Source organism: Granulosicoccus antarcticus IMCC3135 (assembly GCF_002215215.1).
In the GTDB taxonomy this organism is placed as follows: Bacteria; Pseudomonadota; Gammaproteobacteria; order Granulosicoccales; family Granulosicoccaceae; genus Granulosicoccus; species Granulosicoccus antarcticus.
The window spans coordinates 1,761,887-1,788,873 of the sequence record NZ_CP018632.1 but is presented as its reverse complement, the minus strand read 5'-3'; the positions used below and the strand labels follow the sequence as shown (position 1 = coordinate 1,788,873).

The window sequence follows — 26,987 nt, the reverse complement described above, 5'->3', positions numbered from 1 at the left end:
ACACTCAACTACTTTGTCCGCTTTGACGACAATTACCTTGGCCGGTTGAGAATTCTGTTTAACCTTGGTATCTGTAGTGCGTTCTTCCTACACTTCCCCCGCCGCCATGGCGGCGGGGGAAGTGCGCATCCCAGGTATCCCGCTGTTATGCCAGCCGCTATAGCCAGAACGAGAGTTGATCGTAATCTGACGACAACTACCTAGGCCTCCGGTTCTGATTTCTCAGTCTCATCGTCCTGCTTTTGCTTGCGGTTTTTCTTCCGATAACTCTGCCCGTTGATCTCCAGAATCGTTGCGTGATGGATAATCCGGTCTATCGCCGCCACGGTCATCAAAGCGTCTGGAAATACCTGATCCCATTGGCTGAACGGCTGATTTGACGTGACAATCAGGCTGCCACTCTCGTAACGATGAGCAATGAACTCAAACAGCACCTGGGTCTCAGAATCGCTTTTGCGCACATAGCCAATATCGTCAATTACCAGTACGCGGTACTTGTCCAATCTCGTCATCGCACCCATCAGCTCCAACGATTTCTTGGCCTGCTGCAGGTGTTGAACCAGAGCGGTGGCCGACATCCATCGAGCTCTGACTCCTTGTTCGATCAGGTTCAGCGTCAGAGCGGCCGCCAGGTGAGACTTACCGACACCCGAGGGGCCGATAAGCAGCACGTTTTCATTCTGCTTCGCCCACTGCGTATCCTCGCGCAGCGCAATCACCTTTTTCTGGACCGGCGCAGGCAGCGCGCTCATATCCAGTGTCGCAAAGCTCTTGCCCGCGGGCAATTTGGCCTCACGGCTCCAGGTGTGAACCCGACTCTCATAGCGCCGAGCGATTTCCTGCTCGCATAGATAACCCAGATAATGAGCGTAATCCCACGCCTTCTCCGTAGCCTGCTGTGCGGCGCGCTGATGATGATCGGTGAATGCCGGTAAGCGCAACTGGCGTAGCATGATTGGCAGCGACTCATCCATGACAGGCCTCCTGCGCCGTCCACTGGCCTTCAAGTAGCTCGTCGTAATCAATAATACAATGCTGTCGCACAGGAATTGGCGGCACGTTGGTACGTGGCAGGTAGCGCGATTGCAGTGTCTCCAACGTGGGCAGCTCCACATCCTCGGCCTCTTTCAACAGCCCGCGTACCAGCAGCTGCTCACAATCGTAATCGTGGGCGATACGCAGCACATTCACGATCCATTTGCAGGCCATTTGCGGCGTAAACTGCGCCTCTGCCAATGACCACAATTGCCGATAGAATGCGCCGGGCAGAATGTCATCGCGAAACTGACAAAAGCGGAACGCTTGCGGCTTGCAGACCAACGAGTGGATGATGTGAGAGTAGTCGATGCGCCGGGCACGCCCGTCTGGTTTATCTGGGTAGACGCGCGGCAGTTGCAACACCTTGGTCTGACCCAGGTAGCACTGCAGGCGGTCGTGATACAGATGAATACGCAACTTCTCGCCCATCAACTGTGAGGGCACGGTATACAAGGTGCGTTTGACGTCAATCGTGCTACTGGTTGTCACACGCACACTCAGTTCCCGGTAGTCTATAAACCGATCCATTGGCAGCGCTTGCAACTCGGCCCGTTCCTCCCCCAGACGTTCCCGGGAACGTTTGTTTAACTTCTCGACTATCCGAAACAGGAACACACGGTAGGTTCTGACATCGGAGAAATCCGAAGACCCACGCAGTTTCAATGCTTGATCGATCCGGTGCTTTAGAGCGCCATGAGCGCTCTCAATAGCCCCATTTTCATGGCTTACACCTAGGTTGTTAGTGGTGGGACGCATCCCGTAATGCTGGCATAGCCCGTTGTAGCTGTCGGTCAGATAGCGCTTCTGACTGGCATTGACATAAGCTGCCGACAGAGAATCGCTACGGTGTTCAAGCGGGGCACCGCCTAATTTGCGCAATGCGCTTTGAAGACCGTCAGCCAAAGCGCTATAGCTCTCACCTCCGCGAATGATAGTGACCGAACGCCAGCCACTGTAAGCAAGCCGGAATTGATACAGCAAATGCTCAAATGGCTCACCAGCGATAGTGACCGGTGAATTGGGCACGGTGAAATCAGATAAACCCTGAAGCCCGGGCGGCATGGCTTGACGGAACATCACCGCCTTGGCAGGCCCGTCTGTGGCTTGCCATTTCTTCACACGTCTCTGTAAGGTGCGAAGCAGACTGAAGGGGTACTGCGCTGGGTAGATCTCTTCGAGATGCTCCCACAACGTCAAGCCGGTCAGTTCCGGCTCTCGTTCCAATAACGGCACGCACTCTGACTGCCAGACATCTTTCAAAGGGTCGGTGCGTGTGCGCCACTGTCGCACCGCATCTGGCTCTGTGCGCTCACCTTTATCAATGCGTCGGCCAGAGCGTACGCTAATGCCCGCCTTGGCTGATGCAACCTGTTGTGAATCTCCTGCTGTTCGACTGCTCATGTATCTGTTTTCCTGAAATCGAGTGATTTTCTTTCCAGACAAAGGGATCGCATCTCAGTGCAAAGAACCCTTTGTCCAGTGCTTCACTCAACCGGTCAAGATAGTTGTCGTCTACCGGCCAGGATAATTGTCGCCCAACACTTATTCGGTATGGCGCGGATCTGACGGACTTGGTCGAGCGCTGCTGGCACCCTGTATTCTACAAAGCGCATGAACGATCTGATTGTTGCGAGTCGGGTGTTTCGAGTCCGTGCGGTGTTGCCACGGATTGTTTCCAAATACTCACAGAACCCGGTGACCGTTGACACATCCAGTTGTTCAAGCGTGAGCTGAGAAGGGCGAACTTTATGATGCTTGGCGGCATATTCGAACCATAGGCGAAGCGCGTGTGTGTACGTCTCACAAGTGTTCTCACTAGCTCCGAGCTCACGCGGCAAGCGCTCTCGAAGCCATGCACTCACATGAGGTGCCAGATCACTCATGGGGCACCTCCGGAACTTGCTTTATCGCATGCGTTTGCTATTCCACGCATCAATTCCGGTGTTTGTTCGAGATACCAGTATGTGTCACTTGGTTTACTGTGCCCGAGGTAGGTGGATAGCGCCAGCATATGCCGTTCAACTCCTTCGCGTTCTGCTGAGCAACGTTCAAGCGCATGAACGGCAAAACTATGTCTTAGGTCATGTAGACGGGGCTTGCGTCTAGCCCCAGCTCCCTTGATACCAGCTTGCTCGCAAAGAGTTTGGAATGTCACAAGCAAGCTCGATCCGTCGAGAGGTCGACGACGAAACGAGAGGAACAATGAGTCAGTCTCAGCCACTAGAGCGCGACGTACTTCAAGATAGCGCTCAAGTGCAGCTGCCGTGCTTGGATGTAGTGGCAACTGCCGGCTCTTGGCAAACTTTGTCTCGCGGATGAGCAGTCCAGCCGGCTGCACATCTGCAAAGCATAAGCGCAATAACTCTGCTCGACGAAGTCCGGTCGCAAACAATAAACCGAAGATTGTTCGATACGTCAGTGCTCTTATCGAGCCAGGCGGGCCGAGTGTGTCAGTGAGCTGAAGTACCTGAACGATCTCGCTCGTTGAGAAGATCCGCGGGGGGTAACGGAGCACACGTACGGGTGGAAAGCTATCGCGAGGTATCACTTGGTGGCGTGTATCCTCGACACGCACGTGCTCGGCAAACAGCCCCAGTACTCTTAGTCGCCGTGCACATCGTGCTGGGCTCGTACCGCGTCGAGCCCACTCGATCGCAGTGGCCACTTTCACGTAATCCTCGCCCCTTTCAGCTGCAATTTTAAGGTAACTACGTAACACGTCGGCTGTTTCTTGAAGCTTATAGCCAGTTGAACGACGCAATATCAGGTACTCCTCCACCGCTGAGCTCATCATGAGAGCTCTCCTGAAACAAACTCCCACTTTGGTGGCTCAGTCTCCACCGACAGATTATGCTCTGGCCAAGCAGCTGCAACGCCCTCAAGCAGTGTAGTATCGACCTTCGCATAGATCGCCGTCGTGTTGATATTTGCGTGCCGAAGTATTGAGCCAATCTGTTCAAGTGTTGCACCGTGTGCGAGCATCTGGGTAGCTGCTGAGTGACGTAACAGATGTGCACCACACGAAGGCGCATCAATACCTGCGCGATCAATTGCCCGCCGTACGATAGATGAGACAACCTGTCGGTTCAAGGGGCCCACGGGAGCAATACTTTTCATGAATAAATTGGGCACTTCTGAAATGGGTCGTTCGTGGCGTATGTAATCCACTAGTGGTGTAACCGCTTGATAAATTCCAGTTATAGTCTAACTTCATAATAGTACTTTGCAACCTGTTGAAGTGATTGAGAATGCCTAAGCGTCATGTGGTTAAGTTGTCCGAAGAAGAGCGCCATGCTCTGGAGCAGATCTGTAAAACGGGACGCATAGCGGCGCAGAAGCGACGACATGCACAGATTTTGTTACTGGTTGATCAAGGAGAGCATGGTCCTTCGATGACCGATGCCGAGGTTGCTGAGCGAATGGAACTGACCACCCGTTGCATCGCAAAGACACGCCAGCGATGTGTGGAAGAAGGATTGGAACTGGCGCTGCAGCGTAAGAGACGCAGTCGAGAGCGAACGGCAAGATTGGATGGCGATGCGGAGGCCAGGCTAGTAAGCCTGGCTTGCAGTGATGCGCCAGAAGGCCAGGTGCGTTGGACGTTGAAGCTGTTGAGCGAGCGTCTGATTGAGCTGGAAATTGTCGAAAGCGTGGCTTATGAAACGGTGCGTCAAGTTTTAAAAAAACATCATAAAACCTTGGCAGAAACGCATGTGGTGCATAGCGCCTAAAGAGGACGCGGGGTTTGTCTGCCAGATGGAGGCTGTACTGGATGTGTATAAAAGACCTTTTGATGCAGAGTATCCTGTGGTTTGTATGGACGAGACAACCAAACAATGCACGCGTGAGGTACAAAAACCGATCCCGGCATCGCCTGGCCAAAGTGAGCGCTACGACGGAGAGTACGAGCGCAATGGAGTTGCCCACCTGATGGTGTTCTATACGCCATTGGAGAGTCGACGCACGGTGCGTATTGCCGACAATCATGCGTCGGGCGAATGGGCCGAAGGCGTCCGTGACCTGGTGGAGAATCAATACCCCCACGCGAAAAAGATCACGCTGGTTATGGACAACCTGAGCACTCATAGCGGAGCCTCCCTATACAGAACGTTCGAACCCGCCGTGGCACATGCGCTTATGCAGAAGCTTGAGTTTGTCTTTACACCCAAGCATGGCAGTTGGTTGAATATGGCTGAATGTGAGTTCAGCGTTCTGGCCAGGCAATGTTTGGATCGACGCATTGCCGACGTGCCTACGCTGACCAAGGAGATAGCCGCATGGCAGACCCATCGCAACGAGAACGCCAAGCCTGCCGACTGGCGCTTTACAACCGACGATGCTCGTATCAAACTCAAAAGGCTTTACCCGAAAGTATCATGCAGTTAACCTACTAGTGCGTCGCCAACATCTTGTGGTAACGGCAACCAGCACTGCTGTCGGTTCTTGCCGCCCACCCGAAGGCGGGCACCGCGCCAGTCGACGTCAGTAATATTGAGCATTGCGACATCGCTAGCGCGTAATGCCAGCCTTGCGAGTATCAGGAGCACAGCTCGATCACGTCGAGCTGTTAATGGCATGCAGTCACACGAATCAATTAGCTTCTTGATATCATCAGCCACGATGTATTGTGGCAAAGAGGCAAGGCGCATGTCGCGAATCACAGGAATCGCCTCTGGTAGTGAGCTAGTTACCAGGCCAGCAGCGACAAGATAGCGCAGGAAAACCCGAACCGAACCAAATGTCGCCTTAGTTGTTGGCATGGGATAGCGCTTTGCGATTGTTTGTAGATATCCACGTACTGCTATAGCGTCGTAGGCGTCGGGCTTGTCTCCAAGAGATGCCACAAACTTCCGTAGGTAGTAGATGTGATTCTCGACAGTTACAACTCTGGTTCCTTTGTGAATCTGCAACCAATGCGCAAAGTCTTCAAGCAGTTTTGGCAGAGATGAGGCTGATGGTGTTGACTCTACGTGACCTTTGATGACAAGGTATTCGTGAAAACGACGGGCTCCAACAAAGGCAGCTTTGACTGTTCGACGACCGCCAGTGTGTCGCCACTGGCCAATAGAGTCACGATCGCATCGAAACGCTTCCAGTGCACGATGGTCGAATGAACTAACAGGCATGTCATGCTGAGTGAGCCATTGCCCGAGTGGAATAATACCGAATAGAAAGAGCTCGATAGTAGCTGCTGTGTAACGACGAGCGACAAGCCAGTCGGTGTAGCCGTCCAGATGCGGTGAGCACCGTGTGGAGTTTAAACGCGAAAGAGTGACTGTCGATGTAACGTGATTATTGAGCATAATGCCTCCTGATGATCGGCGGCAAGATCGCCACCGTTCGTCAGCAGTACCTCAAAGTTATGCAGAGTGCCAATGCCCAAAAGGGTTATGGGAGCGAGCTACAGAAGATCAGAGTCGTGCTAGATCTGCATATCCAAGCGCTGGGCATAAGGCTTGATATGCGCCGCGGCGCATATAAAACCCAAGGATAAAGCCAAGGCCGAGCTCAGCGTCTTACTGGTGACTCGCTGGATTTTGATGCGACTTCGACATCACACATTCTTCAGCATCGGGCAGCTGAATGTGGCGATTGCACAGCTACTTGACTCGCTCAACGAACGCCCCTTTCAGCGCCTGCCTGGCTCACGTAAAAGCCGGTTTGAAGGTATCGAGCGAGAGGCTCTTAAAGCTCTGCCAGCAACCCCTTATGAGTACGTTGATATTCTCGATGCACGCGTGCATATCGACTATCACATTGAGTACAAACGTCACTACTACTCCGTCCCTCATAACCTCACCAAAACGACAGTCGAGGTACGTGCCAGTGCCAAGCTTGTCAGCGTCTATGCACGAGGGCAACGTGTCGCCTGTCATGCTAGATCTCAAGTCCGTGCCGGATACACGACTCTTACCGAGCACATGCCCGGTGGCCACAAGTTCATGGCCGAATGGTCAGTGGAACGCTTCGAGTCGTGGGCCAGTGATATAGGCCCGTCGACATTGCACGTCACACGAGAGCAATTGCGCAGAAAACGCCTTCCTGAGCAGTCTTTCCGCGCGGTTCTTGCACTACTGTCTCTGGCCAAAAAGTATGACCGGGTCAGGCTGGAGGATGCATGCCTGCGCGCACTGGAAATCGGCTCGCCAACGCGTACCAGTGTGGAGTCAATCCTGAAGAAAGGGCTCGACAGGAAACCGCTGAACACGGCAAAGGACGCTGAGCTGCAAGACGACCTGTTCCTGCAGGATCACGAAAATGTTCGCGGTTCCGAAGCCTTTAGCTGAGCTTAGCGAAACCGTGTACTGCCGGTGGGCGAAGCCGGTCTTCTTCGCCATCACGACCTCAAACACCATCAAGGAAATCCTATGAATCACGATGCACTTGTGGCGCAGTTGCGCACACTGAAACTAACCGGTATGGCTGATGCCTTCGAGCAACAACTTGAGCAACCAGCAACACACGATGACCTGAGCTTCCATGAGCGGCTGTCACTGCTCATTGATCGGGAGGCCTGTACGCGCGGCAACACGCGCGTTGCGCGGCTACTCAAGGCGGCGCAACTGAAAATCCAGGCACAACCGACGGATGTCAATTACAGCCATCCACGCGGACTGCAAAAGAGCGCTTTTGCCGCATTGCTCTCAGGGCAGTGGATCTCGGGCCATCAGAATGTTTTTCTCACGGGACCTACCGGTTGCGGAAAAACCTACTTGGCCTGCGTGCTGGCAACACAGGCCTGCCGTCAAGGATACTCGGTGCGCTACTTCAGAACCTCACGCCTGTTGGAAACACTCTCGATCGCTCATCACGACGGTCGCTTCGCCAAGCTCATTGGACAGATTGCCAAGACGGATGTACTTCTGCTTGATGACTGGGGGCTGGAAAAACTCGATCTGGGGCAACGCAACGATATGCTCGAACTGATGGAGGACCGCCACGGGTCCAAGTCCACGCTGATCACCAGTCAGCTGCCGGTAAAGGATTGGCATGGATCAATTGGCGATGCCACTCTGGCCGATGCGATTCTAGATCGGCTTGTTCACAACTCTCACCGCATCGTTCTGAAGGGTAAATCGATGCGTTCTATGGATCCGACCGCAGAAGGGATAAACAACCCAAGCTGATCACCAACGGTGATATTCTCTGACTTCGCGCGTTAGCTCTACGTGGTGATCACCTTGGGCCAGAACTGATGATCAGCTTCGCCGGAATACGCAGCTTGGGATCGGTTGTAATCTGGGACGCAGGCATCGATCGGGTTAGGTTGAATGACTAGACATGATGTTGTGACCTGCCCATCTCAAACGCGTGGATTATGCTGAACGCTTGATCACATTGCATGTAGAGATCCCTTCAATGAGTCGACAGGCTTCAATTGAGGCTCCTAAAAAACGTCACTTACCACCTGCGAACTGGTAGTACTCCTCAGGCACGCCACAGAAAATTACCTCTTCGCGTAATATGACTGTGTACCTGATGTCCATTCCGTCCTCTATGAGGCGGTTGTAGAGTGGCGCGATGTACAACTCACAATCATTGTTGTCCAGCGTAGCTGATCGTTCGAACGAGGAAGTAAACAGCTCGGCTGAACGGAAATAGTAGATTCCCGTGCAGCAGTATTCAGATATTTCCTGTTTCTCAGCGGTCCGTTTAACCGTCATGTCAATAGTCGAACGCGGCAACACGTTGCTCCAGTTCTTGCCGCTACCAATGAACGTTTCTAGATAACCATCCACCGCAGACACGTCGAATTTTTTCGGCATCTTGAAATTCGGTCGAAATGTGTCTATATTGAACACGAGGATTGGCTCGTCAACACACACTGAAACTGCCTTTATCCCGAGGTAAACCGTATGAGCTTGCCCGAGAGTTTGCTCGGTGAGCTGAACGACGTCATAACACGTTATTCCCATCTCATGGCATCGCGTACGGATGAAAGACTCCGATTTATGTTCCTCCAATGTGATGAACAGAAAACGCTCAGAGCCAAAGTAACGCTCGAAACTCATTAGAGAGTGATCAAACAAAGTCTGACCTCTAGCCTCCAGCATGTATTTCTGCGTCTCGAATCCCTCGTTTTTGAAACGACTCGACAGTCCGGCCATAGGTATAACGATCATTGGAAGGTTCCGAGAAGTTTCCTATACAACCTATAGGCATTGAGTAGCATGGCGACCTGGCGATCAGGCCTGTCTGCGTGCAGTGGTATCATTGAGAGAAAGAGCAAAACATTTATCGCTAGGATTTCCGTCTTGTCAAACCTATCCGGACGGAAGAAGACGGACTCGAAGACCTTCTCAAGATCGGCTACCCTAGTTTCATCCGGGAACGTAATGTCTTCCCCGTTAATTTCGTATCGCCCGGCAATGATGAAGTCGTACCGCCCGGCGACAGAGTGGTACATCTTCGCTACATCGTACCGTTGATCCCCGTATATGCAGAGCTGATTCTTGCTATCCATACCACGCGGATCAATAAGCTTAAGACCAGCAGTGCGACTATCGAAAAGTAAATTGCTAAAGCAGAAGTCTCCATGAACGATAGCTGTGTTCGCCTCAGCCACCTCGGCAATATAGGTACTGGCGATACTCGCAATGCTTCGAAGGTTGCTACCCTTCGCGAACTTGAGTGTGCCCGCAAGCGATTCAAGCTGAGCACCCTCAAACGCCCGCAACCGTTCTATTGTTTTTGGCAAATATAGATGCTCAGCGTCCTTAAGATCACAGCAGCGCGGATTGGCAGCAGCGCGCAACTCTTCTAAGATGGCGTGCGATGCGTCAAAGATGTGTTGCCAGCTAGTCCGCGACATCGCGCCGAACACGAGAACATCGCTTAGAGGCAGGAGATAGAGATATTCAATAGAATAGCTGGCTGCTTTCTCCGACTCAGTGTAATCGCTCAACAGCGGTGGCACATGGATCCGCAATTTCGGCGGCAGTGATCTGAACCAGTTCGACTCTGCTTTCATTTTCGCCTTGTTCTCACTGGACTTAGTAACTGTTCGCGGCCCGATATCCAGCGCATTAAAGGCCCGCTGAGTGGTCATCATCGAACGGCTCGTAAAAAAGCTATTCAAGTGTCCGAAGTCCAGCCATTGCCCGGATCCTATCTCCTCCATATCTTGCTGCACGGAGTAGTGGCTGACACCTGAGATGAAATCCCCTCTGTTCTGAAGTATCCCCTGCATCAAAAGTTGCGGATTCGAGAACCGGAAGTACCCGGAAAGTACCGGCTGACCGTCTTCGACGAATTCACTTTCGTAACGTCGCTTACGGCAACTGGATGACGCGACACGAGCACGCCGGTACGAACCAACGTTGGGATGGGCAGAAAGGCTGTCAGCTTGCGTCGGCTCAAAATCTAGGAACAATGTATCCCCATGCAGAACTGTGAGTGATGGAAAGGCGACTCCGGAGGCGGACCAACAGTACACTACTGAATTTCCAAGAGTCATACCGTCTGGAACACGGATAATATCCACCTCCATAGCTTCTAGCCTTCGCGCATCGAAAACAGGCAATTCAAAAGACTCCGGTATCGAGAGGTAGACCCTATGGTCGAGAGTCGAAAGTAACTCTATCTGATACTCGTATAAACGACGATTCCCTATTGGCAAAAATGCCGGCGGCAAACGCCCTACTTCCGCGGCAAGGTCCTGATCGATGTAGGCTGCCGATCCAATCAATATCACGAGCCAGCCTCAAGAGTGTCGCGGGCAAGGACGGCCTGTATTTGCTCATAGGTCATGCTGACAAATTCGGCTGGTCTTACCGCCTTGTCATCCACGTAAAACCCCTCATAACCGCACCACGGCTTTCCCGTGTATATCTCATCGTAGGGCACCTCATGTTTGCGCAGCCACTCGATAATGATCGGCAAGGTAATGGCGTTGATCTTCCCGACATTACTATCGAATGTTCTCATATTTCGCGAAGTGTTGATTACGACATCAAAACCCAGCTCCTTGTAAATGCGAAGCTGCATCAACATAGAAGCGTTGCAAGACGCTGTGGAATAGTCACCTTCCGTGTTGAAGCTGATGGTATCGTCCAGATCAACTACGAGCCTTTTCATGAGTGACTCCTGAACGAGCTTTCCAGATGAAAAAAACTAAACGTTTCGTCAACCCTCAAAAATTCGACACCGAATCTCACGACTGAGCGACCTCGGTCGATCCGATACAATCACTGGCCTTCTGCGGAGATTCCAATACACGTAAAACATCGAGTAAATCACTCTCAATTTGGCTCTCTCGATCGAGATTAGCAATATCTTTCCTTAAAGCGAGATAGACAGCAGATGCCTTCGGCCTCCAAGCCTTGAGCCCGTCGCTGTTGATGCGGGCTGTGGGAATATCCATAGCACTGAGACCGTGGCTTAAAAAAACATCCGTAATCAAGCGCGGTCCGTGGTTGTAACCAAATACCGGAGAAGGTACAGAAGACATGAGATTAGAGTAGCACTCGCTAAAAACTGACAAATCATCGCGTCGCATTATCATGCAATAGTCAAGCATTCGTCCCTCATCAGATACGTGAGACGTATACACATGATCTTCTACCTTAAATTCGTCAAGCTCGAGCTTACTAACACTGAAGTCTGGTCGCGCCCAAATAACCCACTCGTAAGCCTCGCCCTTCTCTCGTTCATGCTCCTCAAGCAGAACGCGGACGCTATGCATGTTAAAAAACATCTTGATTTGATTAAGATGCGTACGACTTACCTCACCTCGACAACGTTTCGCTCGTTCCTCGATTTCGCACTCATCCAAATAGCGAATCGACAGGCTCTCGTCATCCAGCCCAATGCTTGAGAGGATTCTACCAAGCTCTTCTCGCGAGCTTTGTTGTGGCTGAAGCAATCCAAACGCCGTTGGATATCTGACTTGAAATTCTTCGACAGAGAGGTTCGAGAAGTGCGGGCCTAAGGAATCGGGCAGCATTCTCGACAATCGGCCCGCTTCGGCACCGCTCGGATAGCCCACCTCTTCCCAGGTAGTCAGGAAGGTCGAGTAGCCACGCTTGGTATATGCTTCAAACCAGTAGGGAAGACACTCTCCAGCGCCTCGCAACTGCCCGGATATACATAGCGCAGTGTTCTTGGGGTTCGGTGAAGACGATGATACCTGCGAGAAATTTGTCACACGGCGCGATCGACGAAGTTCCGCTGCAGCTTTAAAAAGTTGTACGACCAGCAAATTTTGAGGAAACTGCACGCTACGCATCCCCGCCAAAGTATAGTCTAGTCCAAAAAGGCGCACCAGCTTTTGTAGCGAAGCGACACTTAAGGATTCGAAAAACTCTGACCCCACTCGCGCGAGCTCATTGCGAAACAACTTATCCGATATGTCAGAGTTCTTGGCCGTACATGCCTGCACGTAGGGACGAAAATCGCCGCTAAGCTTTGCTCCCTCATAGAGGTAATGTAGATGGTTCTTGAGTATAAGAGGAGCCGGCTTTCGCAGAGCAAAGAACGGATCGGTCCTAAACTCCTTCTTGGAGAACAAGTAGTGATAAAGCTTAGAGAAACGTTCGAGGTCAGTGTTAAAGTCCATCGACTTAAGCTCAGCCAGCAGACTGTCCTCGCCTACATCCTCGAAGTCAGCGATTGTGCACTGGTCTTCGTTAGCCAGCCGATCTAACGCTCCGTACAAAAAACAATTGACACCAACACACTCACTGAGGTAACCGAGTTCCATGAGAGCTCGATCTTCGAATACATCGACGACGAAGAGGCGTTCTTGTTCATTTAATTCGATATTCTCTGCAATTCGAATAACTTGGTCGTAAAAGCCGTACTGGAACAGCAGCTTGACAAACTCTAACCTCTGGGAGGTGTCAAGTTCACAAATACTGGATAGTTCCGGCTCATGCCCGTCAACTAGTTGCCTGAAAAATTGAACAAACTCAACATCAACTTCCTCTTTGGACGAGCAGGTTCGAACGAAATGTCCAATGTGCTCCTCGGAGCTATCCGCTCGTTTGCTAACTCCCCTCATGGATCAGTCTCCAGCTTAAAATCAAGTATGACGAGCGTTAGAGTGCAAAGTGCGGGCCAGAGTGCCTATCGCAGAGCATGCTTATACTTCTATTCTCTTAAAACTGTTGATGTTAGCCCTCAAGCCCTACGATCGTACACGTACAATTGATCAATGAGCTCGTGCCGGTTTACATGTATCTGGCATAGTAAATGCTACGTGGCATCAACTGCCCCCGTCTCGCGAGGAATCGCAAGACCTTCTGACGTTTCATCGCGACTTGCCACTCGACATATCGAATGTGCAGATTTAATGGAAACTGATAATGTCGCTAAAACGCCAAGTCAATATCAAGACGATATGTAAGCGATGCACCTAGCCTGAATATTTCATCGGCCTCAAGTAATGCAACTACGTCACCTTGTTGAGCATAAATCAGTGCCGATAGCACCAAAAGTGACTATTTTTTTGAGTTTCGGGTACAGGCCCCCTTTCCCCCATCTCGGCTGGCCAGAGATTTCATAGCCAATGGCTACGCTGCTTCTAGACGTTGCAACGCAATCAGAAAATTCTCTTTTTCTAACGCCGCGCTACTCAGCTTTATCACAATCCGTCGCGTGTTTCTGATCACCACGGCACCGATATGGACCAGGCGCTGGCGCAACGTCCATACCTGGGCCCTGGCCAGTGAGGTTCCTGCCAATCCTTTCTCTCGCACCGTCTGCCATAACACATACCCCAGTGAGGAGAACATCACGCGCAGCTGGTTGCTCCACCAAGCTGTGCAACTTGTACGGTCAGCAAATAGACCCATCTGCAGCTCTTTGTGCCGATTTTCCATGGTCCCACGTTCGCAATAGACCTCGCTATAGAGCTGTTCAGCTTCGCCAACCAGATCCGTGACGATAAAGCGTTGATTGGGTCCTATCTCGTTGTATTCCATTTTGGCAATGACTCGGCGGGGGCGAACCCAGCTACCCGCCTGGTAGTCAATATCCTTGAATACCTTGAGTGCAGGAATATCCACATCCTTGTGCTCGAACCACAGCCAGCAACTGCTCAGTGTCTCCCGGCTGACCTGACACTCGCTCATCAGCACCTTGTTGGTTGTATAACCCACAATATAGCGAACATCATGACGCTCACACCAGCTCAGCAATAGCGGCCGGTAAAAGCCCCCATCGCCACGAAAAACGATGTTCACCTGCGGCCAATGGGCTCGAATGCCTTTAACCAGCAGCGACAGCACCGCTGCCGAATGAGTGGCGTCAGGGCGATTGATGGGGCGTAGGTAACTGACCAACAGCTTCTCTCCACAGTACACGTAGAGCGGCAGAAAGCCATAGCCATCGTAGTGTGTGTTGTATGCCCGACCTTGCTGTTCACCGTGAACACGATCATCAGTGCCATCAAAGTCGAGAATCAAAGACTTGGGAGGCTCATCAAACGAGGCGATGAATCGCTCCAGAATCAATCGATGCATCTCAAACACCGTTTTTCTCGCTTGTACCGTTGAATGCTGAGCGATAGCAGCTTCCATTCGGCAGAGTGTGGGAGCGCTACCCATGGGCTCAAGCACTCCGACCGCACTTTGCAAAGCGGCGTCATGACGCAACTGTTGATGGTCATTCAAATCGGCAAAGCCTGCCGCTATAGCGAAAATACGTTGACGCACAAGCGCATCCCACTGGTGTGTCACGCCACTCTGATCGCGAGGGTCGTGCATAAGCCTGGAAGCCGCCTTGCACAGTCCGAGGCGATCATCGGCTGCCCGCAGCAGTTCAACCCCTCCAATGCCACTGACATCTCCACCGCTGAAATCCAGTTGGATGCTACGTTTTTTCAGCTTGCGTTTGAGGGTACAATTTGACACTGGCGGGGCGCTCCTGTTTTTGATTGTAAAGCTTTGATCGGCCTACAATTTTACAGGTGCTCCGCCAACTCTTGGTGAAATATTCAGGCTAGGGCCTGTCATCAATTAAGCCATTCAATGGCGGCAACCAAGTGAATCGCTCCCAGAAAATTGCATGCTCGCTTGTCGTAGCGCGTCGCAATCGCACGGTACTGCTTGATTTTAGCGAAGCAATTTTCGATCAGATGTCGAGCTTTGTACAAATCACGGTCATGTTCGATCTTTACAAGGCGAGACTTCTTACTGGGAATAACGGCCTCAGTGTTCGCCTCTCGCAATCGCTTACGCACGCGTTCCTCGACATCATAAGCTCGATCGGCCAGCAGCGCACCGGCCGTGAGTCCTGGCAGCAGTGCGTCAGCGCCCTCTAGATCCGATGCTTGTCCGGGTGTGTTATTGCCAGCCTAATACCGCGGCTATTTGCCGCGGACCCCGAGCGGATGATGTCAGCTGAAGTGCCGTTTCGACGACTCGGAAATATTTTGCAGGGGTGACAAGGCAGGCACTCTCCGGTATCACAGGTAAGCCGAAGAGAAAGACACAGCGCCAGCCAAAGATGTAGGAGTCCAAACTGACGCCGTGCCCCGAACCGTGCGTTAGCACAGCCCGTTTAGTGTCTCACTGGACCGGGTATAAATCCAGCACTCATCGGCTTGAGAGCACCGATGAAGCCTTCCGGCCGGTTATTCAATTGCGCTCGCTGCCACGCGCAGTGTCTGATCTGCCAAAGCTGTGATCGAGGCCAACGTTACTGCCCTTCAATTTGTGCGGCTGCAGCCCGTCATGAATCGCTCAAACGAGCAACTCGTCGCTATCAGAATACCCGCCGTGGCCGACACGCCAATGCCGCTCGTCAACGTCGCTATCGGGAGCGTCAGAGGCAGAAAGTAACGCATCAGGGTTCCCCCAGCCCCAACGCCATTGCTTTACTGCCTCTCAGAGCTGAGAACGTTGATGATGCATCGCCACTCAGTCACAGATCTCGGCAACCAGCCTTGCATTGTCACTTTTGTGCTCGGCCATGCGACCCATTTCTGCGACGTGACTTTCTCCGCTCTCCATCACGACGCCCTCATTGGCGTCGTTCGACACGTGAGCCATGAGGGCTCGACCGTATAGGAGGCCGAAGAGCATGAGCATCGACAAAGAAATGGAGGCGAAGATTCTGCGCTACCACTTCGTTGAACACTGGGGTGTCAACACCATCGCGGTGCAGCTGGGCGTTCATCACACCACCGTTGATCGGGTGCTGTGTCAGGCCGGGCTGCCGAAGCTGGAACGGGCACGCAAAGCCTCAATCGTTGATCCCTATTATCCAATGATTCTGGAGGAGCTGGCGAAGTATCCCAAGTTGAGCGCCACACGGCTGTTCGTCATGGCACGCTCACGTGGGTATCCAGGTAGTTCGAGCCAGTTCCGAGCGCATGTGTCGCAGCTGAGACCGAGAAAGACACCGGAGGCTTACCTTCGGCTGAAGACCTTACCAGGAGAACAAGGTCAGGTCGACTGGGGTTTATGCCGAGCTCGGCATAAACCCCACTATCCCGAGCATCAAACTATGCCGAGTTGACTCTGAGAAGCATGACAGCTGTAGGCTGCACTCCTAATCACTCGGCATAGTATTGCTCTCACAATGATTTCAAGAATTCGAGTAATGCGTCATCGGCCTTGAACCCTGCGGTCTGTGCCTGATGCGGTGTAGTTTTCGCTAGGGCACACCGTTTCATTTCCAGGTCTGCCTCGAGGTAGATCCGTGTGGTGTCGAGAGACTCGTGACCAAGCCAGAGCGCGATTACAGTCACATCAACACCTGCCTTCAAAAGCTCCATGGCAGCCGTATGTCTCAGCTGATGAGGTGATACTCGCTTGTCTTGTAACGAAGGGCACAGCGTTGCAGCCTTCCTGCAATGCTTGGACAGGAGATACTGGATGCCATCATTGCTCATGGATTTTCCACGCAAGCTGGGAAAGAGAACACCTTCTGTCGAAGTATCCGATTCCGTCATCCAGGACTTCAACGCTGTTACCGTCTCTCGTGTTAACGGCGTGTACCGCTCCTTACGGCCCTTGCCAACCACGTACACGTAGGCTCCGGTGCCTAACTCGATGTCCTTACGTTTGAGACTCGTCAATTCTGAGACGCGAAGTCCAGTCTGTACGGCGGTGATCAACCAAGCGTGATCACGCCTACCAGCCCACGTCTCCTGGTCGGGCACGGCAAGCAGGGCATCTACCTCTGTACGCGACAGGTAGCCGATCTGTCTTCGCAACGTGCGCTTGGGCGGGATAGCAAGGATACGTTGGACGAGCGCCATCCGCTCAGGTAACTCAAATGAAGAAAATCGAAAAAAGGATCGGATCGCGCTCAAGCGGAGATTGCGAGTTTTGGGACTAATACCATTCTGCTGTTCCTGCTGATCAAGAAACGCACAGATCAACGGCGCATCAATATCTTCCCATGCCAGCGCTGAAGGATCTTTGCCCAGTTCACTGCAAGCAAATCGTAGGAGTAGACGAAACGTATCTCTGTACGAGCTAATGGTGTGCGGACTCACACGCTTTTGCTGTATCAGCCGCTGACTGAAAAACTTGGTTAAAAGCGTGGGAAAAGTCGATTCAACGCTCATGATCTGCCCTCCCAGCGAGACTCTAGTCGTCGCCGCGCAGCATCCATGAGCTCGGGACATGCGCTGATGTACCAGTACGTATCCCGCACTTCGACATGTCCCAAGTACGTAGAGAGTACCGGCAGCCAACTTTGAACATCAGTGCCATCGTGGTACCAGTTCAGTAATGTCTTTACTGCGAACCGATGCCGGAGATCATGCAATCGAGGACGCCGGCGCCCCGGCTGATCGGGAAAGTCATTCGATAAGCGACGGAACCGTCGGTATATGTTGTCATAGCATGGTCTCTGTGCCTTCGCGTTGCGAAATAAGGCAACCGGCTTAAATACAGTTGTCATGCTTGTAGCGGATGAAAGGTAGTCCATCAACAGAGCTACCACCGACGGGTGCAAGGGAATCAATCGTGACTTGCCAAACTTGCTAACACGCACGTACAAAACCCCCTGCTCGGCATCGAAGTCAGCAACATCTAGTCGAAGGGCTTCGCTGATACGCAGGCCGGTTGTACAAAGGAGGCTGAGAATGCAATGAGTAGTTTTGCCTGATACTCCAGCACTATCGTCTTGTACCAGACTTCGTTGCAGCAGTTGCTTAACGTCAGCGTCACTGAAAAAGTAGGGGCTTGATCGTTGTTGGCACGCGGGGAGTAGCTGAGACGGAGGAACCTCAGAGCACTGATCAAAGGCGCGGCAATATTTTGCAAATCCGCGCACAAACCCTAAGCGGCGTGACCAGTGATTGGCCTTGACATTCTTTGGTGAGGTTGCCCACGAAATTGCTAGCTCGTTGGTGATGTGTATTGCATCGTTGAGTTCCATGAACTCGACAAACGACAAAAGGGCGGTTCCGTCTGATTGCAGTTTGAAGCCGAGACCGCGACGCATGACCAGATAGTCTTCCAACCGATCGGACAGCAGGCTCATTGGTCTTCACCTGGTAGGGGCAGGCACAACATTCGCAAAGAGTTGATATCAACCTTTGCGTAGAGCCTCGTTGTTTTAGCTTTGCGATGTCTCAGCACGGAGCCAATCTCATCCAAAGTGGCTCCACCGTTCATCATGGAGCTGGCCAACGCGTGTCGAAACTGATGAGAGCCATAGCTCGTGGTTTGTATTCCAGCACGTCTGATAGCTGCGCAAACAATAGTGCCTACTGTTGTTGGTGACCCAAGCCCTTGCATCGGTGCCAACCCACGCAGAAACAGTGCACGGCTATCGCAATGGGGCCTAGCGTGCTTTAGATAGTCTGCCAGCGCTTCTCCTACGTCGGATGTCATGGGCAACTCCGCTGGTTGGCTACCTTTACCGACAAAGGACAAGGAGCTGTTACCCCAGTCAATACTGTCCAACGTAAGGGATACAACCTCACTGGACCGAAGTCCGAGTCGAGCAAGCATCAGCAGGATCGCGTAGTCACGCAGGCCAATAGCGGTGTGTCTGGGGCAATTATCAAGCACTTGTCGAGCATGATCTGCGGAGATCGAACGAGGAATTTCACTCAACGACCAGTTCGGTACAGTAGGTACCGCACCAACCAGATCAGACTTGATATGTCCCATGTAGTTCAGATACTTGAGATAAGAGCGAATGGCAGTTGCTGCAGACTTTGCCTGTGAAATACTTACCACCGATGCTAGTTTGGTGAAGTAGCACATCACATCGGCGGCTCCTATATCGCAGCAAAAAGGTGAAACACCATCGGTATTCTTGAGCAAGAAGTCTTTTACAAATGGGCAGTACTTGGTGATAGACAGCTCAGTGATACCGACTTTGTGACGAAGGTACTGGGCATACTGCATAACAGCGATATCGACTGGAGAGTAGCTTTTAACTTGCGGTTGACATACAGGTATAACCTCAAGATTGCGCAAATGATCTAACAATCGACCAACTGATTTAACATGGCCCTGACGACTAGAGTGTTGCCACGGTTGGCAGCTGAAGAACGTTTGTTGATGCTCTGGGGTGATATCGCTCGCCAAGACATTCTGGCGTTGCAGCCAATTGCTAAACCTGGCAACAACACGAAGCTGGCAATGGATAGAGCGTTGGCTAAATCCCTGCTTCTCAAGACTGAGAATAAGTGACTGGCGAAACTGCGAGATCGGACCTTCGATCTCATGTAAAAGATAAGCACGTTGAGCTGATGCTGTAGTCATGACGGTCCTCCATCCGCGAATGCGGAAGTGAACGAGGAAAATACTATGCCGAGTGATCTGTAGTACAAACTGCAGCTGCCATGCTTCTCAGAGTCAACTCGGCATAGTTTGATGCTCGGGATAGTGGGGTAGCTTCGGACATCTGCAGGTCGGCCGTGCTCGTCGCCCATTGATGGCCTTTGTTGTGGTGCTGAGTTGGAGTCGTCGGATCTTTTTGCGCTTTTATCTCAATCAACGCATGGATAATTTCCTGCGAGGGCACGTGGCGGCCTTCACGCAATGGAACGCACTTCCCCGGATCCTGTTGTACGACAACCTGAAGTCGGCGGTGCTCGAGCGTCAGGGCGACACCATCCGTTTTCATCCGACGCTGCTCGAGTTATCAGCACACTACCGCTTCGAACCAAGGCCATGCGCGCCATATCGAGGAAATGAGAAAGGACGCGTCGAGCGTGCCATTCGCTATATCCGCGACAACTTTTTTGCCGGTCGTCAGTGGACGGATCTGGACGTTCTGAACGCCGAGGCAAAATTGTGGTGCGAGACAACGGCCTCTGAGCGACGGTGTCCTGAAGACCCGGATATGAGTGTCGCAGAGGCCTTCGAACAGGAGCGCCCTGCGCTGATCGGACTGCCCGACAATCCATTCCCCACGCATGAACGTGTTGAAGCACGCATTGGCAAGACACCCTATGTTCGCTTCGATTTAAATGATTACTCGGTTCCGCACACCGCCGTACGTCGCGGCGCTACCGTGACCGCCACGCTCAAGACGGTTGCCGTGTTGCAAGACGGTCTCGAGATCGCCCGCCACCAACGTACCTTTGGCAAGGGGGAGCAGATTGAGAATCCGGAACATGTAGCTGCCCTGATCGAACGAAAAAGACAAGCCCGTCACCACCGCGGCCAGGACCGATTGGCCAAGGCGGCCCCCTCGAGTGTGGCGTTCCTGTCAAAGGCCATTGAACGAGGTCATCGCCTGGGCTCAACCATCACAGAGCTTGAAAATTTGCTGGATCAATACCACGCCAGCGAACTGGAAGCGGCTCTGGCCGAAGTGCTCGATCACGATGCCGCACACCCGCAGAGTGTGCAACAAGTGCTTGAGCGGCGCCGCGAGACGCGCAACGAGCCGCCACCGCTGGCAATGCCGTTGACGCGGCACGAGCAGCTGCGACAGCTATCGATGCGTCCAGCATCGTTGGCCGGCTACGCCCACTTCACGGACACGAGTGCCGATAAAGAGGAACAAAACGATGACAACTCCTGAGATACCACTAGATCATGCGGTACTGAACAGCCGCGTTGCAGCTCTTCAATGGCCGGGATTACTAGCCCACTGGGATGAGCTTGATGAAGCCCAATTGAACTGGATTGCCACGATGGTCGGATGGGAGGAAATTGAACGGCGCCGTCGAGGGCTTGAGCGCCGGTTGCGGCATGCGCATCTGGGGCGGTTCAAAATGCTGGCCGACTTCGACTGGACATGGCCTGAGCGCTGTGATCAGACGGCCGTTGCCGAGATGATGAAGTTGGACTTCATTAAGGAGTCCACCAATCTACTGCTGGTCGGCAACAACGGTGTTGGCAAATCCACCATCGCACAAAATATTGCACACCAGGCTGTCTTGCAGGGGCACAGCGCTTTATTTATCAACGCCGCTCAGATGCTGGGAGATCTGGCTGGACGAGACAGTGACAGTGCGCTGCACCGACGGCTCAAACACTACGCCCGTCCGGACGTCCTGGTCATCGATGAAGTGGGCTACCTCAGCTACGCCAATCGCCATGCCGATCTGTTGTTCGAGATCGTTAATCGACGCTACGAACTCAAGCCAACCATTGTTACAACCAACAAACCATTCAGTGACTGGGGCGAGGTCTTCCCTAACGCTGCCTGTGTTGTGTCGATTGTGGATCGCCTCGTTCATCACTCACAGGTTCTGCTCATTGAGGGCGAATCCTATCGCATGCACGAAGCCAAACAACGGGCTGACAAGCAGAAACGCACCCGAGCAGCCAAGAAAAAAACCAAACCCATTACACCAAGAGGGATCGACTCATGAACATAAAGGCACTCGATGTTGCGTACTACTGGTCGCCCAGAGAAGCCGCCGCCATCCTCGACTATCTGGACCGACTGCGCGATCTGGTATGGGATCTCTACGGCGAGGAGATCATTGAACTGCGACAGGTTGAGGATGAAAGTGGCGAGGAGCCAATTGAAGAGGCAGGCAGTGATCATGTGCCTGACTCTCAGCAACCGTTCAACTTTGACAACTATTGAAATTGTGCCGGAACCGGTCCGCGGCAAATAGCCGCGGGTCTACGTCGGCACTAACAGGGTGTGAGCTTGAAGCTGATCGGATTTCCCAATGCATCGCACAGTGCATGAATTTTGGTACTTATTCCCCCTCGCGACAACCCGAGGCACTCTATTTTTTTTCGCTCCCAGCCGCGCCAGCGCTGTGCTGATGTGCTCTTACAATCGTACTGTCAAGCATCACGTATTCATTGTCTACGTCTTCGCTTAATACCTTGAAAACAAGCTCCCATATCCCTTTTTTCGACCACCGACAATGGCGAGTATGGATGACACGAAAATCACCAAAACGAGCTGGCAGATCCCGCCAGGGAATACCGGCACGGTAGCGATAAAGTACGGCATCGACAAATAGTCGGTTGTCCTTGGCAGTGACACCGACCGTGTCAGCACGACCAGGTAACAACGGGCCAAGTTGCTGCCATTGTCTGTCGGAAAGCCCGTATCGTCCAACCATGGTTTGGAGCCCCATCGACGCCTGTTCTCTGTAGGCCTCAACTATAACGGGTCGACAAGGGAAAATCGATGCGATCCATGGACCCAACGGCTCAAGACCTAAGTCCGCTAAGCTGATCACCAGTAATGATATTCTGCAAGCTCGCGCGTTAGCTCTGCGCGGTGATCACCTTGGGCCGAATTAGGTGATCGGCTTCGCCGGAATACGCAAAAAATCAATCGACTCCTGATTTTGCACCGCTTTCACTCTATCCTAGATACTTGACCAACCGAATTCATGTGATCTCAACTCGTGGGAAGCAGAACGCACCGCAAGGATGTTCCACAGCGTCCCGCGCCGAAGCCAACAGTCAACGCCCGATGGTCGCTGTTCATGACGGCACCCAGAACTGAATATCACCTCTACCTTGTCGCCGAGTTCCCAAGTTCAGGCCGAACCGGTCTGACACGTTCTCGGCATAGATAGCACGCGGATCAAAATGCTGACATTCGACGTCGCGTCCGAATAATTCAAACAGTTCCATCTGGCGCTTCTTTTCAAATCCGGAATGCACTGTAAAAGCGATTAGTGCACCAACGTCCATTAGAGCACGAACCCGACGTTTGCAGTCGTCATCGATTTCTTCGAATCCTACCAAGTTGTCGAGAAAAACGAGGGTTTTTAGACCGTCCGCGTTCGAAAAGGAACTCGAATCATGTTTATCGAGGCGTTCCACGCTCATACCTTGATGGAATCGACCCATCCTTGTCGCGAACGGACCTAGTGACGACAGTAACAGCTGCGAGCGGACAGGGGTGATCCAAGTAAAGAAAAGCTTGAAGAGCCGATGCCGTTCCAAGGAACTGCAGTTCGTGCACTGCGCACGTTCCCTACCGCGAAAGTCGTTGAAACACTGACCTAAGCAGATGGGGCAAGTAACATCGCTCATATCGTTTCTCCTCTTGTAAGCTTCAAATTCACACTGTCGAGCAGGTTCCGATATCGAAGGAACTCATCGTCATCGAACTGATCGGCGAAGTTACCGACGAGGCGAAGTTCACCCAAAGCGTAATCTGCAGCAACGAACGTCGCCGCAGACAAATTCGCCAATGCAAGGCCGGTCAGATCGTTCGAGAAAAATTGAGGAAGGTTAGAAGCAATATGAATGCGACCGAGCGACGCAGAACTCATGAACGAGCCGCTGTTACCCAACTCGAATACCGCTGTGTCGGAGTCATCACTCCCATCGTCGCCGATTCGCACCTGCCGAGTTCCCAATGGGATCGCCGCCGGTATCCTTTCCACAGGAGCGAGACGAAAACGTCTCGAAAAAAAGCTCTCGATCGCTTCTGCTACGTGCGCCTGCACCCCATGTTGATATACGATGGATTCAGAGGCATACTCTTGCAATACGATCGCAAGGGAAACGGCAACGAGGTTTGGGTCTACCAAGCGCATTCGCGTATGGTAGATAATCGCTTCAATGGGCGGGTGACCATCGTAGAGCTCAGGGTCAAGACATATCTGAGTTTTACATCCATCAACGCCCAACTCTATTTCGACGTTCATCAACATACCTCCTGCAGGAGAGGCTTCACTTGTTCTTCTTCCGGTTGAGGCCGTAGCGTGGCAAGTCGAAGCTCTAGTCGAGCATTGAGCGCCACAAATTTCGCGATCGAAGTTGACGATGCTATCACTGCCATGTACGAACTGCACTCCCACTCAAATATGATGAACGCGTCGATCAAATGACTGTGTTTATCGACTATGTATTGAACGTCTTCAGCGCTCGCTGGCGGGCTCTCGATCACTGTCACGTGTCGGAGTCCAGCAACGTTCTTGTGGAGGCTCAAGCTGGAGGCGATCGCTCGAACATCGTCCTCTGTTGCAACCTTGTTTCCCGGATCAAGCGCCAGACTGGGAATTCGGTACATGTCGGCACCATTGACAATCGGAGAGCTCTTAGATACTCCCTTTTGGCACGATTGAACAATAAAATGTCTCACCGGTTCTCCAAGACGATGAAAACGCACTTGCGGCTCCGCCCCAGCATCCGGAATTTCGGTGGCATCGATGAGATGATCGAAAAGGTTCTCTGGCAGAAAACTTGTGAGCGCTCGGTCGTCGTAAAAGGGGTTGATGTCGAGCGGCATTACCTTTTTGCCCTGTTCGCGCAATGTTTTCTCCACCTGATTGGAGATATTGTTGAGAAACGGTGTTACCGTGATCTGCGCCGACAACTTTTGTTTATCTTGGGATTGACCAGTCAGACTCTCTGCATGAACACGTCGAAGGATGACGTAGTCCCCGCAATGCCCCAGCCGGTACCCGGCGTGCGCGAGACGGAACGCTAGGTTATAATCTGAACCACCACGAAAGCCCCGCTCGTAGCCGAGACGCCGCATAACTTCCGTTCTTACCATTAGCGTCGGGTGCAGCAGCACCGATCCGACGAATGCCACACTGGGAACTCCGAATGGATGCTTTCCCGGACATCGAAAGAGCTCTGTTGTTGTAGGATCGAAGTCGATCCATCCGCCGTAGTTCCCAGCCAACCCCTGCGTCATTGCATCCAACTGAAGCTCAAGGCGGTTCGGCAACATAATGTCGTCGTCATCGTGCACGCAGACGAATTGGCCTCGTGCTTCCTCAAGCATTCTGTTTCTGGCGTTGGCAACTCCTCCATTGACACCATCGTTAATGTATCGAATGCGCTCATCACCGAAGGAAGTGACAACTTCCTCAGTGTCGTCTTCAGATCCATCGTCGTAGATCAACAACTCGAAGTCCTGGACTGTTTGTCCGAGCACGCTCTCAATGGCTTCACTGATTAGGTGCCCGCGGTTGTAGGCAGCGATATGCACACTGACCAAGGGTTGTCGTGGTTTGTACTTCACAGAGCCAACATAATTTCGAGCTATCGTGCTGTCTTCTAAAAGAATCTTCCTATTGACATCAAATATATCCTTCGCGTTAGGATCAGTCTGCATAAAGGGAGGGTGCCAGACATGGTAAATCCCAACATCGGGACCATCAACCCAGTGCAGAAAGCACCCTGCCTGGCGGCAGCGTTTGACGAAGTCGTTGTCTTCTGCACCCCATATGATCATGCGCTCTTCGAAACCACGTACAGCCTCGAATGTATCTCTCGTGAATGCACACAGCCCTCCCATTCCCCACCTTGGGCGGAGCACAGCATCCGCATAGATTTTTGACCACGACAGATTCCATGCCTCGTCGAGCACGAATTCTTCCCCTAGATCGGCGCACTGACGAAGTACTAGCGTACTCGGATTCGCATCAAGAAAATCAACGGTCGCCTCGAGAGTGCGAGGTGCAAAAATGATATCAGCGTCTGTTGTGACCATCACGTCCGACGTTGCTATTGACAGGCCCGCGTTCAGTGCTTGAGAACGGCTCCAAATCTGCGCATCAGTGTAGTGATAAACACAGCCGTACTTTTCGCAGATAGTTATGTAGTTTGCCGAGTCATGTGAACCGAAGTCGGACACTATGAGCTCAACCTCTTCGCCTATCGACGATTCCATATGAGAACGTACAGCCAATTCTAGTCGTTTCGGCTCCCAGTCTCTGATAGCTATAACAACACTGATTCTCTTACATTGCTTCATCATGAAATCTTTGGGTTTAAGAGGATTTAGACGGAGATAAAACTGCGCTGGTATCACGTAAGTCGATAGCACTATGCTCGCTCGTTCCAGATACTCAAACGGGAAGCTACACAATTCATGCCAAGGCTGACTCCAGAACACGTGGTGGGAAGAATGGAGACTATTCCCTTGAGAAAACAACAACCCATGTGCTCCATGTTCGAATGCTTGGCACCGTTGAGGACAGATCGAAGTTCGTGTGCCCTTTGCACAGAAGATATCGAGAAAACGCCCGTAGTGTCCAACACATATTCTTTGCAGAACTCGGACTTTGATCGTGCACGTGTTGTACCAGGAATTGTGTGATGTCTTTTCCTGTAAGAGTTGGAAAGCTTGAAACCCCAACAGAGCAGCAATGGCGAAGAAATTTCCTCAATGGTGGACGATGTCTGACGATTGTTGACTCACAGAGCCCGTGATCTTGCCGCAGATGCTGTTCAAAGTCGCATACAAACTGTGCCAAGGGCTCCAGCTGCGCTGCTGTCGCGGGTGCGATCGCGTCAACCTCCCTGAGACCGGCGAGAAGTCGAACAAGTGCGGCGTGATCACTGAGAAACGGACGACGATATTTATTCCGAAACTGCTAATTTTGTTTTACAGAGGCTTCATTAACATCAGTGACTCCATACCTCTAGCTTGCTCGCTAACCATTGCCTCCTGGAAGAGGAAGAAGTTCAACCAACATTTGATGAACAGACTTTTTGACAAGTTAGGTTTGTGCCTAAAAGACGAAAAAGTCTCTCAGGCGTATATCGACATGGAGAACTATGCCGCTATTGCAGCCTGAAAACTGTCTACACTGCTGCTTGTGCGAAGCTGACCCGCTAACCGTTCGGCATAGT

General features: G+C 52.2%; 29 protein-coding genes and 2 pseudogenes. 10 read left to right on the top strand and 21 right to left on the bottom strand.

All coding sequences use genetic code 11. The features are described from left to right. Positions 1-200: 200 nt before the first annotated feature. From istB (IMCC3135_RS07650) to IMCC3135_RS07630, 5 genes are read right to left on the bottom strand one after another with little or no spacing between them, the layout of a single operon-like run. A complete protein-coding gene (istB, locus tag IMCC3135_RS07650) occupies positions 201-974 on the bottom strand; it encodes an IS21-like element helper ATPase IstB (RefSeq protein WP_088917070.1) in 774 nt (257 codons plus the stop codon). Further along, a complete protein-coding gene (gene istA / locus IMCC3135_RS07645) occupies positions 967-2,481 on the bottom strand; it encodes an IS21 family transposase (protein ID WP_088917069.1) in 1,515 nt (504 codons plus the stop codon). The genes istB (IMCC3135_RS07650) and istA overlap by 8 nt, the downstream gene beginning before the upstream one ends. A gap of 53 nt (positions 2,482-2,534) precedes the next feature. After that, complete coding sequence (locus IMCC3135_RS35420; protein WP_088917068.1) at positions 2,535-2,921, bottom strand: site-specific integrase; 387 nt, start codon at positions 2,919-2,921, stop codon at positions 2,535-2,537. After that, positions 2,918-3,829: a tyrosine-type recombinase/integrase gene (locus IMCC3135_RS35415; RefSeq protein WP_418251434.1), complete on the bottom strand. Its 912-nt coding sequence runs from the start codon at positions 3,827-3,829 to the stop codon at positions 2,918-2,920. Before IMCC3135_RS35415 ends, IMCC3135_RS35420 begins: the two co-directional genes overlap by 4 nt. Then, entirely contained in the window at positions 3,829-4,155 is a 327-nt protein-coding gene (locus tag IMCC3135_RS07630; protein ID WP_088917066.1) for a tyrosine-type recombinase/integrase, read from the bottom strand. Before IMCC3135_RS07630 ends, IMCC3135_RS35415 begins: the two co-directional genes overlap by 1 nt. Before the next feature lie 131 nt (positions 4,156-4,286). On the opposite strand from IMCC3135_RS07630, the gene IMCC3135_RS07625 reads away from it, so the two are divergent. Beyond that, positions 4,287-4,769, top strand: a complete 483-nt coding sequence (locus IMCC3135_RS07625; protein ID WP_088916797.1) for a helix-turn-helix domain-containing protein — start codon at positions 4,287-4,289, stop codon at positions 4,767-4,769. Continuing rightward, positions 4,750-5,424 (top strand): IS630 family transposase, encoded by a 675-nt coding sequence (locus IMCC3135_RS07620; protein WP_088916798.1) that lies wholly within the window; start codon positions 4,750-4,752, stop codon positions 5,422-5,424. Before IMCC3135_RS07625 ends, IMCC3135_RS07620 begins: the two co-directional genes overlap by 20 nt. Here the strand turns inward: IMCC3135_RS07620 and IMCC3135_RS07615 are convergent. Further along, entirely contained in the window at positions 5,421-6,341 is a 921-nt protein-coding gene (locus tag IMCC3135_RS07615) for a tyrosine-type recombinase/integrase (RefSeq protein WP_088917065.1), read from the bottom strand. The genes IMCC3135_RS07620 and IMCC3135_RS07615 overlap by 4 nt on opposite strands. An 11-nt stretch (positions 6,342-6,352) precedes the next feature. Between IMCC3135_RS07615 and IMCC3135_RS07610 the strand changes: the two genes are divergently transcribed. The 3 genes from IMCC3135_RS07610 (at position 6,353) to istB (IMCC3135_RS07600) (ending at position 8,165) form a co-directional block, all read left to right on the top strand. After that, positions 6,353-6,532 carry a hypothetical protein gene (locus IMCC3135_RS07610; RefSeq protein WP_088917064.1) on the top strand — a complete coding sequence of 60 codons (180 nt, stop codon included), beginning with the start codon at positions 6,353-6,355 and terminating at the stop codon, positions 6,530-6,532. A 46-nt stretch (positions 6,533-6,578) separates the two neighbouring features. Continuing rightward, entirely contained in the window at positions 6,579-7,325 is a 747-nt protein-coding gene (locus tag IMCC3135_RS07605) for a Mu transposase domain-containing protein (protein ID WP_088917063.1), read from the top strand. Positions 7,326-7,406: 81 nt separating this feature from the next. Beyond that, complete coding sequence (gene istB, locus IMCC3135_RS07600) at positions 7,407-8,165, top strand: IS21-like element helper ATPase IstB (protein WP_205737953.1); 759 nt, start codon at positions 7,407-7,409, stop codon at positions 8,163-8,165. A 270-nt stretch (positions 8,166-8,435) separates the two neighbouring features. Here istB (IMCC3135_RS07600) and IMCC3135_RS07595 read toward each other — a convergent pair whose 3' ends face one another. From IMCC3135_RS07595 to IMCC3135_RS35200, 7 genes and pseudogenes are all read right to left on the bottom strand, one after another. Next, on the bottom strand, positions 8,436-9,161 hold the full coding sequence (locus IMCC3135_RS07595) for a glycosyltransferase family protein (RefSeq protein WP_088917062.1): 726 nt from the start codon (positions 9,159-9,161) through the stop codon (positions 8,436-8,438). Beyond that, a complete protein-coding gene (locus IMCC3135_RS07590) occupies positions 9,158-10,732 on the bottom strand; it encodes a phosphotransferase (RefSeq protein ID WP_088917061.1) in 1,575 nt (524 codons plus the stop codon). The genes IMCC3135_RS07595 and IMCC3135_RS07590 overlap by 4 nt, the downstream gene beginning before the upstream one ends. Further along, on the bottom strand, positions 10,729-11,115 hold the full coding sequence (locus IMCC3135_RS07585) for an HAD family hydrolase (RefSeq protein WP_088917060.1): 387 nt from the start codon (positions 11,113-11,115) through the stop codon (positions 10,729-10,731). Before IMCC3135_RS07585 ends, IMCC3135_RS07590 begins: the two co-directional genes overlap by 4 nt. A gap of 76 nt (positions 11,116-11,191) precedes the next feature. Further along, positions 11,192-13,039 (bottom strand): hypothetical protein, encoded by a 1,848-nt coding sequence (locus tag IMCC3135_RS07580; RefSeq protein WP_088917059.1) that lies wholly within the window; start codon positions 13,037-13,039, stop codon positions 11,192-11,194. A 511-nt stretch (positions 13,040-13,550) separates the two neighbouring features. Further along, a complete protein-coding gene (locus IMCC3135_RS07575) occupies positions 13,551-14,891 on the bottom strand; it encodes an IS1380 family transposase (RefSeq protein WP_088917058.1) in 1,341 nt (446 codons plus the stop codon). Positions 14,892-14,992: 101 nt separating this feature from the next. Then, positions 14,993-15,310, bottom strand: a pseudogene (locus tag IMCC3135_RS07570) (transposase); the annotation flags it as partial. 589 nt (positions 15,311-15,899) lie between these two features. Further along, positions 15,900-16,031 (bottom strand): hypothetical protein, encoded by a 132-nt coding sequence (locus tag IMCC3135_RS35200; protein WP_257790406.1) that lies wholly within the window; start codon positions 16,029-16,031, stop codon positions 15,900-15,902. Between the two features lie 31 nt (positions 16,032-16,062). On the opposite strand from IMCC3135_RS35200, the gene IMCC3135_RS07565 reads away from it, so the two are divergent. Next, complete coding sequence (locus tag IMCC3135_RS07565; protein WP_088917056.1) at positions 16,063-16,500, top strand: hypothetical protein; 438 nt, start codon at positions 16,063-16,065, stop codon at positions 16,498-16,500. A gap of 58 nt (positions 16,501-16,558) precedes the next feature. Here the strand turns inward: IMCC3135_RS07565 and IMCC3135_RS07560 are convergent, their stop codons facing one another. The 3 genes from IMCC3135_RS07560 to IMCC3135_RS07550 are packed head-to-tail and all read right to left on the bottom strand — an operon-like array spanning position 16,559 to position 19,355. Then, on the bottom strand, positions 16,559-17,557 hold the full coding sequence (locus IMCC3135_RS07560; RefSeq protein ID WP_088917055.1) for a tyrosine-type recombinase/integrase: 999 nt from the start codon (positions 17,555-17,557) through the stop codon (positions 16,559-16,561). Further along, on the bottom strand, positions 17,554-18,480 hold the full coding sequence (locus IMCC3135_RS07555) for a tyrosine-type recombinase/integrase (protein ID WP_088917054.1): 927 nt from the start codon (positions 18,478-18,480) through the stop codon (positions 17,554-17,556). Before IMCC3135_RS07555 ends, IMCC3135_RS07560 begins: the two co-directional genes overlap by 4 nt. After that, entirely contained in the window at positions 18,477-19,355 is an 879-nt protein-coding gene (locus IMCC3135_RS07550) for a site-specific integrase (RefSeq protein ID WP_157735833.1), read from the bottom strand. The genes IMCC3135_RS07555 and IMCC3135_RS07550 overlap by 4 nt, the downstream gene beginning before the upstream one ends. A gap of 102 nt (positions 19,356-19,457) precedes the next feature. Here IMCC3135_RS07550 and IMCC3135_RS33950 point away from each other — a divergent pair, with 102 nt between their 5' ends. The 4 genes from IMCC3135_RS33950 (at position 19,458) to IMCC3135_RS07535 (ending at position 22,002) form a co-directional block, all read left to right on the top strand. Further along, positions 19,458-19,643: a hypothetical protein gene (locus IMCC3135_RS33950; protein ID WP_157735832.1), complete on the top strand. Its 186-nt coding sequence runs from the start codon at positions 19,458-19,460 to the stop codon at positions 19,641-19,643. 310 nt (positions 19,644-19,953) lie between these two features. After that, positions 19,954-20,985, top strand: coding sequence for a Mu transposase domain-containing protein (locus tag IMCC3135_RS07545; protein WP_236994613.1), 1,032 nt, complete (start codon positions 19,954-19,956; stop codon positions 20,983-20,985). Further along, positions 20,972-21,781: an IS21-like element helper ATPase IstB gene (istB, locus tag IMCC3135_RS07540; protein WP_088917052.1), complete on the top strand. Its 810-nt coding sequence runs from the start codon at positions 20,972-20,974 to the stop codon at positions 21,779-21,781. The genes IMCC3135_RS07545 and istB (IMCC3135_RS07540) overlap by 14 nt, the downstream gene beginning before the upstream one ends. Beyond that, on the top strand, positions 21,778-22,002 hold the full coding sequence (locus tag IMCC3135_RS07535) for a hypothetical protein (protein ID WP_088917051.1): 225 nt from the start codon (positions 21,778-21,780) through the stop codon (positions 22,000-22,002). The genes istB (IMCC3135_RS07540) and IMCC3135_RS07535 overlap by 4 nt, the downstream gene beginning before the upstream one ends. A gap of 59 nt (positions 22,003-22,061) precedes the next feature. Here the strand turns inward: IMCC3135_RS07535 and IMCC3135_RS07530 are convergent. The 5 genes and pseudogenes from IMCC3135_RS07530 to IMCC3135_RS35410 form a co-directional block, all read right to left on the bottom strand. Then, a pseudogene (locus IMCC3135_RS07530) lies at positions 22,062-22,495 on the bottom strand (IS5 family transposase); the annotation flags it as partial. Between the two features lie 370 nt (positions 22,496-22,865). After that, on the bottom strand, positions 22,866-23,216 hold the full coding sequence (locus IMCC3135_RS34505) for a hypothetical protein (RefSeq protein WP_169727425.1): 351 nt from the start codon (positions 23,214-23,216) through the stop codon (positions 22,866-22,868). 203 nt (positions 23,217-23,419) lie between these two features. Then, complete coding sequence (locus tag IMCC3135_RS07520) at positions 23,420-24,043, bottom strand: hypothetical protein (protein ID WP_088917048.1); 624 nt, start codon at positions 24,041-24,043, stop codon at positions 23,420-23,422. Continuing rightward, positions 24,043-26,109 carry a glycosyltransferase gene (locus IMCC3135_RS07515; RefSeq protein ID WP_157735830.1) on the bottom strand — a complete coding sequence of 689 codons (2,067 nt, stop codon included), beginning with the start codon at positions 26,107-26,109 and terminating at the stop codon, positions 24,043-24,045. The genes IMCC3135_RS07520 and IMCC3135_RS07515 overlap by 1 nt, the downstream gene beginning before the upstream one ends. Before the next feature lie 157 nt (positions 26,110-26,266). Then, positions 26,267-26,608, bottom strand: coding sequence for a site-specific integrase (locus IMCC3135_RS35410; protein ID WP_157735829.1), 342 nt, complete (start codon positions 26,606-26,608; stop codon positions 26,267-26,269). Positions 26,609-26,987 lie beyond the last annotated feature (379 nt).

Coding starts and splice junctions, on each gene's coding strand:
- istB (WP_088917070.1), bottom strand. CDS start 974: ATGGATGAGTCGCTGCCAATCATGCTACGCCAGTTGCGCTTACCGGCA.
- IMCC3135_RS35420 (WP_088917068.1), bottom strand. CDS start 2,921: ATGAGTGATCTGGCACCTCATGTGAGTGCATGGCTTCGAGAGCGCTTG.
- IMCC3135_RS35415 (WP_418251434.1), bottom strand. CDS start 3,829: ATGAGCTCAGCGGTGGAGGAGTACCTGATATTGCGTCGTTCAACTGGC.
- IMCC3135_RS07630 (WP_088917066.1), bottom strand. CDS start 4,155: ATGAAAAGTATTGCTCCCGTGGGCCCCTTGAACCGACAGGTTGTCTCA.
- IMCC3135_RS07625 (WP_088916797.1), top strand. CDS start 4,287: ATGCCTAAGCGTCATGTGGTTAAGTTGTCCGAAGAAGAGCGCCATGCT.
- IMCC3135_RS07620 (WP_088916798.1), top strand. CDS start 4,750: ATGTGGTGCATAGCGCCTAAAGAGGACGCGGGGTTTGTCTGCCAGATG.
- IMCC3135_RS07615 (WP_088917065.1), bottom strand. CDS start 6,341: ATGCTCAATAATCACGTTACATCGACAGTCACTCTTTCGCGTTTAAAC.
- IMCC3135_RS07610 (WP_088917064.1), top strand. CDS start 6,353: ATGATCGGCGGCAAGATCGCCACCGTTCGTCAGCAGTACCTCAAAGTT.
- IMCC3135_RS07605 (WP_088917063.1), top strand. CDS start 6,579: ATGCGACTTCGACATCACACATTCTTCAGCATCGGGCAGCTGAATGTG.
- istB (WP_205737953.1), top strand. CDS start 7,407: ATGAATCACGATGCACTTGTGGCGCAGTTGCGCACACTGAAACTAACC.
- IMCC3135_RS07595 (WP_088917062.1), bottom strand. CDS start 9,161: ATGATCGTTATACCTATGGCCGGACTGTCGAGTCGTTTCAAAAACGAG.
- IMCC3135_RS07585 (WP_088917060.1), bottom strand. CDS start 11,115: ATGAAAAGGCTCGTAGTTGATCTGGACGATACCATCAGCTTCAACACG.
- IMCC3135_RS07580 (WP_088917059.1), bottom strand. CDS start 13,039: ATGAGGGGAGTTAGCAAACGAGCGGATAGCTCCGAGGAGCACATTGGA.
- IMCC3135_RS35200 (WP_257790406.1), bottom strand. CDS start 16,031: ATGGCTCACGTGTCGAACGACGCCAATGAGGGCGTCGTGATGGAGAGC.
- IMCC3135_RS07565 (WP_088917056.1), top strand. CDS start 16,063: ATGAGCATCGACAAAGAAATGGAGGCGAAGATTCTGCGCTACCACTTC.
- IMCC3135_RS07560 (WP_088917055.1), bottom strand. CDS start 17,557: ATGAGCGTTGAATCGACTTTTCCCACGCTTTTAACCAAGTTTTTCAGT.
- IMCC3135_RS07555 (WP_088917054.1), bottom strand. CDS start 18,480: ATGAGCCTGCTGTCCGATCGGTTGGAAGACTATCTGGTCATGCGTCGC.
- IMCC3135_RS07550 (WP_157735833.1), bottom strand. CDS start 19,355: ATGCAGTATGCCCAGTACCTTCGTCACAAAGTCGGTATCACTGAGCTG.
- IMCC3135_RS33950 (WP_157735832.1), top strand. CDS start 19,458: ATGGCCCTGACGACTAGAGTGTTGCCACGGTTGGCAGCTGAAGAACGT.
- IMCC3135_RS07545 (WP_236994613.1), top strand. CDS start 19,954: ATGGATAATTTCCTGCGAGGGCACGTGGCGGCCTTCACGCAATGGAAC.
- istB (WP_088917052.1), top strand. CDS start 20,972: ATGACAACTCCTGAGATACCACTAGATCATGCGGTACTGAACAGCCGC.
- IMCC3135_RS07535 (WP_088917051.1), top strand. CDS start 21,778: ATGAACATAAAGGCACTCGATGTTGCGTACTACTGGTCGCCCAGAGAA.
- IMCC3135_RS34505 (WP_169727425.1), bottom strand. CDS start 23,216: ATGAGCGTGGAACGCCTCGATAAACATGATTCGAGTTCCTTTTCGAAC.
- IMCC3135_RS07520 (WP_088917048.1), bottom strand. CDS start 24,043: ATGAACGTCGAAATAGAGTTGGGCGTTGATGGATGTAAAACTCAGATA.
- IMCC3135_RS07515 (WP_157735830.1), bottom strand. CDS start 26,109: ATGATGAAGCAATGTAAGAGAATCAGTGTTGTTATAGCTATCAGAGAC.